This is a genomic window from Acidovorax sp. M2(2025), from assembly GCF_049330835.1.
GTDB lineage: Bacteria > Pseudomonadota > Gammaproteobacteria > Burkholderiales > Burkholderiaceae_C > Acidovorax.
In genome coordinates, this window is the sequence record NZ_CP186262.1 from 2,776,548 (window position 1) to 2,790,286 (window position 13,739).

12 protein-coding genes are annotated in these 13,739 nt (G+C 68.7%); 10 read left to right on the forward strand and 2 right to left on the reverse strand.

The genetic code is table 11. The features are described 5' to 3' along the window. Nucleotides 1-45: 45 nt before the first annotated feature. The 8 genes from acnD to ACOYR3_RS12915 all read left to right on the forward strand — a co-directional run bounded on the left by acnD (nt 46) and on the right by ACOYR3_RS12915 (nt 10,119). Entirely contained in the window at nt 46-2,712 is a 2,667-nt protein-coding gene (acnD, locus tag ACOYR3_RS12880; protein ID WP_422846584.1) for a Fe/S-dependent 2-methylisocitrate dehydratase AcnD, read from the forward strand. A 269-nt stretch (nt 2,713-2,981) separates the two neighbouring features. After that, a complete protein-coding gene (locus ACOYR3_RS12885; protein ID WP_422842772.1) occupies nt 2,982-3,380 on the forward strand; it encodes an endonuclease domain-containing protein in 399 nt (132 codons plus the stop codon). Beyond that, nucleotides 3,377-4,552, forward strand: a complete 1,176-nt coding sequence (prpF, locus tag ACOYR3_RS12890; protein WP_422842773.1) for a 2-methylaconitate cis-trans isomerase PrpF — start codon at nt 3,377-3,379, stop codon at nt 4,550-4,552. The genes ACOYR3_RS12885 and prpF overlap by 4 nt, the downstream gene beginning before the upstream one ends. Before the next feature lie 55 nt (nt 4,553-4,607). Continuing rightward, nucleotides 4,608-5,468 carry an isocitrate lyase/PEP mutase family protein gene (locus ACOYR3_RS12895; RefSeq protein WP_422842774.1) on the forward strand — a complete coding sequence of 287 codons (861 nt, stop codon included), beginning with the start codon at nt 4,608-4,610 and terminating at the stop codon, nt 5,466-5,468. 157 nt (nt 5,469-5,625) lie between these two features. Then, nucleotides 5,626-6,978 (forward strand): diguanylate cyclase domain-containing protein, encoded by a 1,353-nt coding sequence (locus ACOYR3_RS12900; protein ID WP_422842775.1) that lies wholly within the window; start codon nt 5,626-5,628, stop codon nt 6,976-6,978. 86 nt (nt 6,979-7,064) lie between these two features. Then, entirely contained in the window at nt 7,065-7,535 is a 471-nt protein-coding gene (locus tag ACOYR3_RS12905; RefSeq protein ID WP_422842776.1) for a CopD family protein, read from the forward strand. A gap of 145 nt (nt 7,536-7,680) precedes the next feature. Then, nucleotides 7,681-9,510 carry an ABC transporter ATP-binding protein gene (locus ACOYR3_RS12910; protein WP_422842777.1) on the forward strand — a complete coding sequence of 610 codons (1,830 nt, stop codon included), beginning with the start codon at nt 7,681-7,683 and terminating at the stop codon, nt 9,508-9,510. 285 nt (nt 9,511-9,795) lie between these two features. Further along, the gene (locus ACOYR3_RS12915; protein ID WP_422842778.1) at nt 9,796-10,119 is read left to right on the forward strand and encodes a helix-turn-helix domain-containing protein; all 324 of its coding nucleotides are present in this window, start codon (nt 9,796-9,798) and stop codon (nt 10,117-10,119) included. Between the two features lie 26 nt (nt 10,120-10,145). On the opposite strand, the gene ACOYR3_RS12920 is transcribed toward ACOYR3_RS12915, so the two are convergent. Both ACOYR3_RS12920 and ACOYR3_RS12925 read right to left on the reverse strand, forming a co-directional pair. Next, complete coding sequence (locus tag ACOYR3_RS12920; protein ID WP_422842779.1) at nt 10,146-11,147, reverse strand: Bug family tripartite tricarboxylate transporter substrate binding protein; 1,002 nt, start codon at nt 11,145-11,147, stop codon at nt 10,146-10,148. Between the two features lie 80 nt (nt 11,148-11,227). Beyond that, nucleotides 11,228-11,374, reverse strand: a complete 147-nt coding sequence (locus ACOYR3_RS12925) for a hypothetical protein (protein ID WP_422842780.1) — start codon at nt 11,372-11,374, stop codon at nt 11,228-11,230. A gap of 273 nt (nt 11,375-11,647) precedes the next feature. Between ACOYR3_RS12925 and ACOYR3_RS12930 the strand changes: the two genes are divergently transcribed. Continuing rightward, nucleotides 11,648-12,628, forward strand: coding sequence for a Bug family tripartite tricarboxylate transporter substrate binding protein (locus ACOYR3_RS12930; RefSeq protein ID WP_422842781.1), 981 nt, complete (start codon nt 11,648-11,650; stop codon nt 12,626-12,628). A gap of 49 nt (nt 12,629-12,677) precedes the next feature. After that, nucleotides 12,678-13,589 (forward strand): 5-dehydro-4-deoxyglucarate dehydratase, encoded by a 912-nt coding sequence (kdgD, locus tag ACOYR3_RS12935; protein ID WP_422842782.1) that lies wholly within the window; start codon nt 12,678-12,680, stop codon nt 13,587-13,589. Nucleotides 13,590-13,739 lie beyond the last annotated feature (150 nt).

Below are 13,739 nucleotides of genomic sequence, written 5' to 3' on the forward strand. Positions count from 1 at the left end.
ACGCGAGCAGCTCACAAAACAAGAGCAAGCCCACCCCATCCCATGATGAACACCGCCCACCGCAAACCGCTTCCCGGCACGGCGCTGCAGTATTTCGACGCGCGCGAAGCCGTTGAAGCCCTGCAGCCCGGCGCCTGGGCCGCCCTGCCCTACACCGCGCGCGTGCACGCCGAAAACCTGGTGCGCCGCGCCGATCCTGCGCAGCGGGACAGCTACCTGCGCCAGCTCATCGGGCGCCGGCGCGACGCCGACTTCCCCTGGTTCCCGGCGCGGGTGGTGTGCCACGACATCCTGGGCCAGACGGCGCTGGTGGACCTGGCCGGGCTGCGCGACGCCATCGCCCAGGAAGGCGGCGACCCGGCCGCCGTGAACCCGGTGGTGCCGGTGCAGCTCATCGTGGACCACTCGCTGGCCGTGGAGTGCGGCGGCGCCGACCCCGGTGCGTTTGCCAAGAACCGCGCCATCGAAGACCGCCGCAATGAAGACCGCTTCCACTTCATCGAATGGACGAAGAAGGCTTTTGCCAACGTGGCGGTGATCCCGGCGGGCAACGGGATCATGCACCAGATCAACCTGGAAAAAATGTCGCCCGTGGTCCATGCCGACCACGGCGTGGCCTACCCCGACACCTGCGTGGGAACCGACAGCCACACGCCGCACGTGGATGCGCTGGGCGTGATCGCCGTGGGCGTGGGCGGCCTGGAGGCCGAGAGCGTGATGCTGGGCCGCGCCGTGTGGATGCGCCTGCCCGAGATCGTGGGCGTGGAGCTGACCGGCCAGCGCCAGGACGGCATCACCGCCACCGACGTGGTGCTGGCGCTCACCGAGTTCCTGCGCAAGGCCAAGGTGGTGGGTGCCTACCTGGAGTTCTTTGGCGAAGGCGCATCAAAGCTCACCCTGGGCGACCGCGCCACCATCTCCAACATGGCGCCCGAATATGGCGCCACGGCCGCGCTGTTCAGCATCGACGAACAGACGCTGGACTACCTGCGGCTGACCGGCCGCGAGGCCCGCCAGGTGGCGCTGGTCGAAACCTATGCCCAAGCCGCCGGCTTGTGGGCCGGCACGCTCGCGGGCGCCGTGTACGACCGCACCCTGCGCTTTGACCTGTCCACCGTGGTGCGCAACCTGGCCGGCCCCTCCCATCCGCACGCACGCGTGGCCACGACCGAGCTGGCAGCCCGGGGCATTGCCGGCCCCTGGGCCATGCCCGCCCCCGGCGAGGGCACGATGCCCGACGGCGCCGTGGTCGTCGCCGCCATCACCAGCTGCACCAACACCAGCAACCCGCGCAACGTGATCGCCGCCGGTCTGCTGGCGCGCAATGTGAACCGGCTGGGCCTCACGCGCAAGCCGTGGGTCAAGACGTCGCTGGCGCCGGGCTCCCGGGCGGTGGAGCTCTATTTGAAGGAGGCGGGCCTGCTGGCCGAGCTGGAACAGCTGGGTTTTGGCATCGTGGGCTTTGCCTGCACCACCTGCAACGGCATGAGCGGCGCGCTTCCTCCAGCCATCCAGCAGGAGATCATTGACCGTGACCTGTATGCGACGGCCGTTCTCTCGGGCAACCGCAACTTTGACGGGCGCATCCACCCCTATGCCAAGCAAGCGTTTCTGGCGTCGCCGCCGCTGGTGGTGGCCTATGCGATTGCGGGCACCGTGCGCTTTGACATCGAAAACGATGTGCTGGCGGAGGTCAACGGCCAGCCCACCCGGCTCAAGGACCTGTGGCCCGGCGACGAAGAAATCGACGCCGTGGTGGCCCGGGCGGTCCAGCCCGCGCAGTTCCGCGCCGTGTACGAGCCCATGTTTGCGCTGCGGCAGGACGACGGCCGGGCCGTGCCGCCCCAGTACGACTGGCGCCCGCAGTCCACCTACATCCGCCGCCCGCCGTACTGGGACACCGAAGGCGTTGGCGCGCTGGCCGCCCACCCGCGCACCTTGCAGGGCATGCGCCCGCTGGCCATCCTGCCCGACAACATCACGACCGACCACCTCTCGCCCTCCAACGCCATCCTGCCGGGCAGTGCCGCAGGCGAATACCTGGCGCGCATGGGCGTGCCCGAGGAAGACTTCAACTCCTACGCCACCCACCGGGGCGACCACCTCACCGCCCTGCGCGCCACGTTGGCGAACCCGCAGCTCGTCAACGAAATGGCCGTGGTCGACGGCCAGGTCAAAAAAGGCTCGCTGGCCCGGGTGGAACCCGAGGGCCAGGTGGTGCGCATGTGGGAGGCTATCGAGACTTACCTGCACCGCCGCCAGCCGCTCATCATCATCGCGGGTGCCGACTACGGCCAGGGCTCCAGCCGGGACTGGGCCGCCAAGGGCGTGCGGCTGGCGGGGGTGGAGGTGGTGGTGGCGGAAGGCTTTGAGCGCATCCACCGCACCAACCTGATCGGGATGGGGGTGCTGCCGCTGGAGTTTGCGCCCGGCGTGAACCGCCGGACGCTGGGGCTGGATGGCACGGAGACCTATGGCGTGGAAGGGGAGCGGACACCGGGCGCCACCTTGGCGCTGGTGGTGCACCGGCGCAACGGCGAGACGCTGCGGGTGCCGGTGGCGTGTCGGCTGGACACGGCGGAAGAGGTGTCGGTGTATGAGGCGGGTGGTGTGCTGCAGCGGTTTGCGCAGGATTTTTTGGCGGCGCGGACTGGGGCTGCCCCCTCTCCCCAACCCCTCTCCCGCGAGGGGAGAGGGGCTTGCGCGCGATGACAACCGCTGCTTCATATCTTCCGCCCCGCTCCCCTGGCGGGAGAGGCGCGCGCGTGAAGACAATCGCTGCCGTCCGTTTTGCTCCCCTCTCCCCTCGCGGGAGAGGGGCTGGGGGAGAGGGGCTTGCGCGCGACAACCGGCGCGGCTCCATATCGTCCTCCCCGCTCCCCTGGCGGGCGAGAGGCGCGAGCGTGAAGACAATCGTTGCCATCCGTTTTGCCCCCCTCTCCCCTCGCGGGAGAGGGGTCGGGGGAGAGGGGTCCCCGCCCATGCACCAACGCCAATTCACCAAAACCCTGCGCCAGAACATGACCGACGCAGAGCAGCTGCTATGGAAGCACCTGCGCGCCCACCGCATGGACGGCCAGAAATTCCGGCGCCAGCAGCCCATCGGCCCCTACATCGTGGACTTCGTGGACTTCGTGCATTTCGGCCTGCGGCTGATCGTGGAGGCAGACGGTGGGCAACATGTGGATTCAGACCACGACGCCACCCGCGATGCCTGGTTGCGCAGCCAGGGCTTCGCCCTGCTGCGCTTTTGGAACAACGACATCCTGCACAACACGCACAGCGTGCCCGAAGCCATCTGGGCAGCGCTGCAGGCGCAGCCCCCCTCTCCCCCGGCCCCTCTCCCGCAAGGGGAGAGGGGAGAAACCACCACACCATGACCCCTATCACCAACCAAATCAAAATCCCCGCCACCTACCTGCGCGGCGGCACCAGCAAAGGCGTGTTCTTCCGCCTGCAAGACCTGCCCCAGGCCGCGCAGCGACCCGGCCCCGCGCGGGACGCCCTGCTGCTGCGGGTGCTGGGCAGCCCCGACCCGTATGGCAAGCAGATCGACGGCCTGGGCAACGCCTCGTCCAGCACCAGCAAGGCCGTGATCCTCTCGCGCAGCACGCGGCCAGGGCACGACGTGGACTACCTGTTCGGCCAGGTCGCCATCGACCGCCCGCTGGTGGACTGGAGCGGCAACTGCGGCAACCTCTCGGCCGCCGTGGGGCCGTGCGCCCTGCACATGGGGCTGATCGATGCCGCACGCATTCCGCAGCACGGCCACCTGGCGGTGCGCATCTGGCAGGCCAACATTGGCAAGGCCATCGTGGCGCACGTGCCCATTGCGGGCGGCCAGGTGCAGGAGCTGGGCGACTTCGAGCTGGACGGCGTCACGTTTCCCGCCGCCGAAGTGCCGCTGGAGTTCCTGAACCCGTCCGATGACGCCGGAGCCCTCTTCCCCACGGGCAACGTGGTGGACCGGCTCGAGGTGCCCGGCGTGGGCAGCTTCCAGGCCACGCTCATCAACGCGGGCATTCCCACCATTTTTCTCAACGCCGGCGACCTGGGCTACACCGGCACCGAGCTGCAAGCCGACATCAACGGCGATGCCGCGGCGCTGGCGCGCCTGGAGGCCGTTCGCGCGCACGGCGCCGTGCAGATGGGCCTGATCGCCACGCCCGCCGAGGCCGCCACGCGCCAGCACACGCCCAAGATCGCCTTCGTGGCACCGCCGGCCAGCTACACGGCCGCCAGCGGCAAGCGGGTGCGCAAAGAGGACGTGGACCTGCTGGTGCGCGCCCTCTCGATGGGCCAGCTGCACCACGCCATGATGGGCACGGCGGCCGTGGCCATCGGCGCGGCGGCGGCCGTGCCGGGCACGCTGGTCAACCAGGCGGCGGGCGGGGGCACGCCCAGCGCCGTGCGCTTCGGCCACCCTTCCGGCACGTTGCACGTGGGGGCCGAGGCAGAGCGGATCAACGGCCAATGGACCGTCACCAAAGCCCTCATGAGCCGCAGCGCCCGAATCCTGATGGAGGGCTGGGTCCGGGTGCCTCCGCTCTAAACGGCAGCACCTCTCCACGCCCGTCCCTCTGTAGCTCCACCAAGAAAGCAAAACCATGAACACCAAACAGCAGCTGCGCGCGCTCGCCCAGGCCCGCCGCGGCGTCCTCGTCCCCGGCGCCTTCAATCCCCTTTCCGCCCGCGTGGTGGAAGACCTGGGGTTCGAAGCCCTCTATATCACCGGCGCCGGCGTGACCAACATGGGCCTGGGCCTGCCGGACCAGGCCTTCATGGGCCTGGCCGACATCGCCGACCAGACGGCCCGCATCCGCGACGCGGTGCAGCTGCCGCTGATCGTCGATGCCGACACGGGGTTCGGCAACGCGCTCAACACCTACCACACCGTGCGCACGCTGGAGCGCGCGGGCGCCGACTGCATCCAGCTGGAGGACCAGGTCAGCCCCAAGCGCTGCGGCCACTTCCACGGCAAGGACGTGGTCGATGCGCGCGAGATGGTGGGCAAGATCCGCGCGGCGTGCGATGCGCGGCGCGATGGCGACCTGCTCATCATGGCCCGCACCGACGCGGCCGCCGTGCACGGCTTTGACGCCGCCGTGGAGCGCGCCGGGCAGTACGCCGAAGCCGGGGCCGACATCCTGTTCGTGGAGGCCGTGACCACCGCCGAGCAGGTGCGCGCCCTGCCCGCGCTGCTGCCGCGGCCCCAGCTCATCAACCTGGTGATCGGCGGCAAGACCCCTATCACCGGCGCCCGCGAGCTGGCGGACCTGGGCTACGGCCTGGTGCTGTACGCCAACGCGGCCCTGCAGGGCGCCGTGGCCGGAATGCAAAGGGCGCTGACCGTGCTGCGCGACCACCAGCGCATCGATGAAGACCCTGCGCTGGTGGCGCCCTTTGCAGAACGCCAACGGCTGGTGCGCAAAACCCACTGGGACGCGCTGGAGCAAAAATACCAATAAAAACAGGCTCTAGCGCCCGCCCATAAAGCGCAGGCAGCTATACCATTGGTAGCACATTGCAGCGCGCGGCACCCCCCGCGCCCGCGCCGAATGCACAAGGTCCAGCGGGACCGGGGCGTGCGCGGCACAATGGGCCGTCCCAGCCTCCGTGCGCCCCATGCAAAGCATCTCTTCCCAGAACGTGGTGGACCTGCTGCTCGACGCGGTTTGCGTTGTCCAACGGGACAGCACGATCGAGTTTGTCAGCCCCGCCTTCGAGCGCATCTTCGGCTACCGGCCCGACGAGGTCATCGGCAAGCGCATGCTCGACATGGTGCATCCCGACGACCTCGCCATGACCGCGCAGCAAGCGCAGCGCGTGACCGAGGGCCATCTGCAGCTGCAGTTTGAAAACCGCTACCTGCGCAAGGACGGCTCCGTTGCGCATGTGCGCTGGACCGCGCGCTGGCTGCCCGAGCAGCAGGTGCGGCTGGCGGTGGCGCACGACATCACCGAGCGCAAGTTCACCGAGTCGATGCAGGCCGCCATCTATGCCATTTCCGAAGCGGCCCACGCCACGCAGAACCTGCAGGCGCTGTTCCGCCACATCCACGAGATCGTGGGCAAGCTGCTGCCGGCCTCCCACTTCGCCGTGGCCCTGTATGACGCCGCCCAGGACGCTCTCAGTTTCCCCTACCTGGCCAGCGCCAGCGACGACGCGGCGCCCCATGTCCAGGTGCGCGACGCGCTGTGCACCGAGGTGATCCGCAGCGGCAACACGGTGCTGCTGACCTCGCACGCCCCCGCGACCCTGGAACACGCCCCGCTGCCGCACGATGGCACGCCCCAGCACTGGCTGGGCGCGCCGCTGCCCACCCTGAACGGCCCCATCGGTGCGCTGGTGCTGCGCAGCGACGGCGGCGAACGGGGCCGCTACACCGAGAAGGACAAGGAGCTGCTGCAGTTCGTCTCCACCCAGGTGGCCGCCGCCATCGAACGCAAGCAGATGCACCAGCGCCTGGAGCACATGGCGCAGTACGACCAGCTCACGCACCTGCCCAACCGCCAGCTGTTCCTGGACCGGCTGCGCATGGCCCTGTCGCGCGCGCGGCGCGACCAGGGCCTGCTGTCGCTGCTGTTCATCGACCTGGACGATTTCAAGCAGGTCAACGATACGCTGGGCCATGCCATGGGCGACATGCTGCTGCAGCGGGTGGCGCAGCGGCTGCAGGGTTGCGTGCGCGATTCCGACACGGTGGCCCGCCTGGGCGGCGATGAGTTCGTGGTGCTGCTGGAGGGCGGCCAGGCCCTGACGGTGGCCGAAAAGATCCTGGCCTCGTTCGGACAGCCGTTTGACCTGGACGGCGTGCGCCTGCACGTCCAGCCCAGCATCGGCATCGCCAACCACCCGGACCACGGCAGCGAAGCAGACCACCTGCTGGGGCACGCGGACGCTGCGATGTACCGGGCCAAGAAAAGCGGCGGCAACCGCGTGCACACGGCGCCCGGCGGGGGCAGCGGGTTGCCATGACGGGCCGCGGTGCCCCCACGTGGCGGCCGCAAGGGCCGCACCCACGGCACAATGCCCTCCCGATCCGCTGACCGGAGCCTTCCACCATGGACCTCGTTCACCGCGCGCTGCTGCTGTTGCACCTCCTGGCCGTCATCGTCTGGGTGGGGGGCATGGTCTTTGCCCATTTCTTCCTGCGGCCCGCGGCGCAATCGCTGGAGCCGCCCCTGCGCGTGCAGCTGATGCAGGGCGTGCTGCAGCGCTTTCTGGGCGCGGTGGGCGGCGCCGTGGCGGTGGTGCTGGCCAGCGGGATGTGGATGATCGGCCGCGCCGCCCGCCAGGCCGCGCAGGCCGGGGGCTTTTCGATGCCCCTGGGCTGGGCCGCCATGGCGGTGCTGGGGCTGGTCATGGCAGCCATCTTCGGCCACATCCGCCTTGCCTTGTTTCCCCGCCTGCGGCGGGCCGTGGCGGCCGCAGACTGGCCCGCAGGCGGCAAGGCGCTGGCGGACATCCGCCGCTGGGTGGCCGTCAACCTCGCGCTGGGCTCGCTGACCGTGGTGATTGCCGTGCTGCCGTAGCCGCGGCGCGCACGCGTTCCGTGCGCACAGAAATGCGTCCCGCGCTGCATGCGCAGGGTTTCACCCACGAAGGCTGCGGACAAGCCCCTTGCTGACACCCCGGGGCCCGGCACTCCTCTACCATGCGGCGCCGAGGAGCTGCCCTGTGTTCAAGTATTTCGAAAACCGCCTTCCACCCTACCCCCCCGCCGAACCGCACCTGCCGCCCAAGGACTTCATGGCCTTTGTCTGGGACTGCACCCGCGGCCTGCGCGGCTGGGTGGTGGCCATGGCCGTGCTCTCGGCCGCGATCGCGGTGTTCGAGGCCCTGCTGTTCGCCGTGCTCGGGCATGTGGTGGACTGGCTTTCCAGCGTGGCACCGGCCGCGCTGTGGACCGAGCGCAAGGGCTCCATCCTGGCCATCACCGCGCTGCTGCTGGGCTCGGTGGTGCTGGTGGCGTGGCAGACCAGCCTCAAGCACCAGGTGCTGGCCATCAACTTTCCGCTGCGCCTGCGCTGGAACTTCCATCGGCTGATGCTGGGCCAGAGCATGGCGTTCTACGCCGACGAGTTTGCGGGGCGCATCACCACCAAGATCATGCAGACCGCGCTGGCGGTGCGCGACATGATCTTCACCACCACCGACGTGGTGATCGGCATGGGCATCTACCTGATCACCATCCTGGCCCTGCTGGCCGGCTTTGATGCGCGGCTGATCCTGCCGTTTGCGGCCTGGATGGTGGCCTACGGCCTGGCCTGCTGGTACTTCGTGCCGCGCCTGGGCAAGGTGGGCAAGGCGCAGGCCGATGCGCGGTCCGTGATGACCGGGCGCATCACCGACGCCTACACCAACATCGCCACCGTCAAGCTGTTCTCGCACACCCGGCGCGAGTCGGAGTTCGCGCGGGCCGCCATGGACGCGTTCAAGCTCACCGGCTACGCGCAGATGCGCCTGGTGAGCCGGTTCGAGATCGTGAACCAGCTGCTGGTGGTGGCCATGATCCTGGGCGCCTGCGGCACGGCCCTGTGGCTGTGGTCGCGCGGCGAGGTGGGTGCCGGCGCCGTGGCCGCGGTCACGGCCATGACGCTGCGGGTGTCGGGCCATGCCCACTGGGTGATGTGGGAGATGACCACGCTGTTCGAAAGCGTGGGCACCATCCAGGACGGCATCAACACCCTGACCCGGCCGCGCACCGTGGTGGACGCGCCCCACGCGCAGCCGCTGCAGGTCACGCACGGCGAGGTGCGCTTCGAGGACGTGAGCTTTGGCTACGGCAACGGCCGCCCGGTCATCGACCAGCTGAACCTCACCATCCGCGCGGGCGAGAAGATCGGCCTCATCGGCCGCTCGGGGGCCGGCAAGTCCACCCTGGTCAACCTGCTGCTGCGCTTTCACGACGTGAACGCGGGCCGCGTGCTGATCGACGGGCAGGACATCGCACAGGTCACGCAGGACAGCCTGCGCCGCAACATCGGCATGGTCACGCAAGACACCTCGCTGCTGCACCGCTCCATGCGCGAGAACATCCTGTACGGGCGGCCCGACGCCACCGAGGACGCGATGCGCGCCGCCGCCCAGCGGGCCGAGGCCGCCGACTTCATCGAGAGCCTGACCGACCTGCAGGGCCGTACCGGCTACGACGCCCAGGTGGGCGAGCGCGGCGTGAAGCTCTCGGGCGGCCAGCGCCAGCGCGTGGCCATCGCGCGGGTGATGCTCAAGGACGCGCCCATCCTGCTGCTGGACGAGGCCACCAGCGCGCTCGACTCCGAGGTGGAAGCAGCCATCCAGCAAAGCCTGGACCGCCTCATGCAAGGCAAGACCGTGATCGCCATCGCCCACCGCCTGTCCACCATCGCCGCCATGGACCGGCTCATCGTGCTGGACGCCGGCCGCATCGTCGAGGAAGGCACGCACGCGCAGCTGCTGGGCCAGGACGGCGTGTACGCGCGCCTGTGGGCGCACCAGAGCGGCGGCTTCCTGGGCGAGGACGAGTGAACAGCCCTCCCCACCGCGTCGCCCGGTACCGCGCCAGTGCACGCGTGCTGGGCATGGATTTGCATGAAAATGCCTGATTAGCGACCTACCTCAGACGCTTTCTTTTCCCCACCCGTTCGGGCTGAGCCTGTCGAAGCCTTGCACGCGCGCTGCAAGCCCTGGCTTCGACAGGCTCAGCCCGAACGGATGGAGTGGTATCTGAGACCAGTAACTAATCAGGTGAAAATGGGCTCTGGCGCTTATCCATAAAGCGCAAGAAGCTATCTTTTTAATAGCAAACTCACCATGCCCCAACCCCTGCCCCAGTCCCCCAAGCCCACACCACCCCTTGCGCTGCCAATGCCCGTTCCCACGGGCGAGCAGCTCAAAGCCGCGCGCACCGCAGCGGGACTGAGCCAGGCCGAGGCCGCCCAGCTGATGGGCTATCCGCTGCAGACCGGCAGCCGGGGCGGCCTGCAGTCGCGCACCTGGCAGGCGCTGGAGAGCATGGGCGACGAGCGCAACATGCAGGGGCCGGTGTTCGCCATGTTCCTGCTGCTGACAGGCCAGCACCCGGATTGGGTGCTCTCCCCGCGCACGGCCCCGGCCGGCGCGGCTCCAGGCGCCTGAGGCTCCTGGCGGCAAGCGGGAGCTGGTCAGTCCACCTTGATGTTGGCGGCCTTGATGAGCTGCGCCCACTTGTCGACTTCGGCTTTCTGAAAGGCCGCGACCTGCGCAGGCGGCAGGTCGGCCGGCTCCATGCCGAAGCCCTTGAGGCGGTTCTGCATGTCGGGCTGGGCCAGGATCTTGCGGATTTCGTCGTGCAGGCGCGTGACCACCGGCGCGGGCGTGGCCGCCGGCACGAAGACCGCTTGCCACGACTGCACCTGGAAATCGGCCAGGCCGTTCACGCCCGACTCGGCCACCGTGGGCACGTCGGGCAGCGACGCCAGCCGCTGGGGCGAAGTGACGGCAATGGCGCGCAGCTTGCCGCTCTGGATGTGCGGCGCAGCCACCACGGTGGTGTCGAACATCATGTCCACCTGGCCGCTGATCACGTCCTGGATGGCAGGGCCGCTGCCCTTGTAAGGAATGTGGGTGAACTTCACGCCCGACTTGTACGCGAGCAGTTCCACCGCCAGGTGCTGGGAGCTGCCGGTGCCGGCCGACGCCGACGACAGGCCGCCCGCCTTCGCCTTGGCAGCGGCCAGCACGTCCTTGAGCGTCTTGTACGGGCTGTTGGCCGCCACCACCAGCACCACGGGGTTGGTGCCGATCAGCGTGACCGGGGCAAACGACTTGAGCGGGTCATAGCCCAGCTTGGGGTACAGGCTGATGTTGATGGCGTGCGAACTCACGGTGCCGCCGAGCAGGGTGTAGCCGTCCGGCGCGGCGCGGGCCGCTGCTTCCGACCCGACGCTGCCCGCCGCGCCGCCCTTGTTCTCCACCACCACCGTGGTGCCCAGGGCCGGCCCCAGTTGCTGGCCGATGAGCCGGGCCAGCGTGTCGGTGGTGCCGCCCGCCGCAAAGGGCACGACGTAGGTGATGGCCTTGCCGGTGGGCCAGCTGCCCTGGGCGGCCGCGGGCAGCGCGGCGGCCCCCAGCGCGGTGGTGGCGGCCGCCACGGCGGCGGTGCGGACGAAGGTTCTGCGGTGCATGGTGTGTCTCCTGGGATGGGGTTCGGATAAGGGAGGTAAGAAGGGCAGCTGCGCAAGGGGCGCGCGGAGCGCGTGCTGCGTCAGGGCAAGTCCACGATCTGCAGCCCGTTCGGCCCCCTGCCCGCTGGGACGCCCGCCGACACCGGCACGCCCGGGATGCTCATGGCGGGGTCCAGGGCCAGGCAAGGCGGCCAGCTGCGGCGCAGGCGAGGAGTGGCAGGTTTCATCAGGGGCTTTCTTGCAAGAAGCGTCAATCTGGGGGCCGGTCATGTCATACGTTGTCATACAACAAATGGGATTTTGGTGCGATCAAGAACCCGGCGGCTCCGGGAATTACCCTTAGCGCTCCTCGGGCCGTTGCGGATGCAGTTACGCTGATACGCAAGCCAAGACAATGGGGCAACATCCTCCGCAATTACCCTTAGCTCGGGGGGAATTCATTGCCTTTGGCCAAATCAAGTTGTACGATGACTAACAACAACTTCTTGGAGACACATCCCATGCCCCTGATTCGCCGCCGTGCCGCGTTGCTGGCCTGCTCTGCCCTGCTGGCAGCCGTTCCCGCCCTGGCCCAGACGGGCGGTGCCGACTGGCCCGCCAAGACCTTGCGCATCGTGGTGCCCTACCCACCCGGCGGCAGCTCGGACATCATTGCGCGCTCCATCAGCCAGGTGCTGTCCGAATCGCTCAAGCAAAGCGTGATCGTGGAGAACAAGCCCGGCGCCAACGGCAACCTGGGCGCCGACTTCGTGGCCAAGGCCGATGCCGACGGCTACACCCTGCTGCTGTGCGACGTGGGCGCGCTGGCCATCAGCCCCTCGGTGTATACGAAGCTGTCGTTCGATCCGTCCAAGGACCTGCGCGGCGTGACCATGCTGGCCTACTCGCCGCACCTGCTGGTGGTGCACCCCTCGGTGCCCGTCAGCAACCTCAAGGAACTGGTCGCCTATTCCAAGAAGAACGACCTGAACTTCGCCGTCACGGCCACCGGCAGCGCCCCCCATCTGGCCGGCGTGGCGCTGGAGCGCGCCAGCGGCGCACGCTGGCAGTACATCCCCTACAAGGGCGGCGTCACCGCCATCCAGGACACCGTGGCCGGGCAGACCCAGGTGCTGATGAACGGCATGCTGGCCACCCTGCCCCAGGTGCAGAACGGCAAGCTCAAGGTGCTGGGCGTGTCCAAGTCCACCCGCATGCCGCTGATCGGCGACGTGCCCACCATTGCCGAGCAAGGCGTGGCCGGCTACGAGTCCGGCACCTGGCAAGGCGTGCTGGTCCCACGCGGCACGCCCGAGGCCGTGGTGCAAAAGCTGAACAAGGCTCTCATCACCGCCATCCGCGCGCCCGAGATCCGCTCGCGCCTGGCCGGCCAGGGCGCCGAGGTGGTGACCATGGCGCCTGCCGAGCAAGACCAGTTCTTTGCCAAGGAGCGCGCCCGCTGGGCCAGCGTGGTCAAGGCCGCCAACATCAAGCTCGACTGACGCCTCCGGCCCCGCCCCCTTTTTTTAGTTGTTTCGAACCCGCCCCACCATGACCCCCCAAGACCTCAAATCCATCATGGGCTCCGGCCTGCTCTCGTTCCCCATCACGGACTTCGACGAGCAAGGCAACTTCCGCCCCAAGACCTACATCGAGCGCCTGGAGTGGCTGGCCCCCTACGGCGCCAGCGCCCTGTTTGCCGCCGGTGGCACGGGCGAGTACTTCTCGCTCTCGGGCCCAGAGTACAGCGAGGTCATCAAGACGGCGGTGGACACCTGCCGCGGCAAGGTGCCCATCATTGCCGGCGCCGGCGGCCCCACGCGCACGGCGATTGCCCATGCGCAAGAGGCCGAGCGTCTGGGCGCGCACGGCATCCTGCTCTTGCCCCACTACCTGACCGAAGCGGGCCAGGAGGGCCTGATCGAGCACGTGGCGCAGGTCTGCAACAGCGTGAAGTTCGGCGTGATCGTCTACAACCGCGACCGCACCAAGCTCACGGCCGAGTCCCTGGCCATCCTGGCCGACCGCTGCCCCAACCTGATCGGCTTCAAGGACGGGGTGGGCCATATCGAGACGATGTCGTCCATCTACATGAAGCTGGGCGACCGCTTCTCGTACCTGGGCGGCCTGCCCACGGCCGAGGTGTATGCGGCGGCGTACAAGGCGCTGGGCACGCCGGTGTATTCCTCAGCGGTGTTCAACTTCATTCCCAAGACGGCGATGGAGTTCTACCAGGCCGTGGCGGCCGACGACATGGCCACGCAGCACCGGCTGCTCAAGGAGTTCTTCATGCCGTACCTGGCCATCCGCAACCGCGTGGAGGGCTACGGCGTGTCCATCATCAAGGCGGGCGCGCGCATCGTGGGGCACGACGGCGGGCCGGTGCGGGCACCGCTGGTGGACCTCAAGCCGCAGGAGATGGAAGAGCTCAAGGCGCTGATCGCCAAGCTGGGGCCGCAGTAAGCCGCCTGGCAGCGCTGCCGGGGCCCCGGGGCCGAACGGGCTGGCGAGATCGGCACCAGCGGCTGCACATTTTGAGCCATTTTGGGCTGCAGAGCTCATCTACCTTGCGCAGGCAGCTATAAAAACAGGAGCATTCAGACCCTGAAGCGC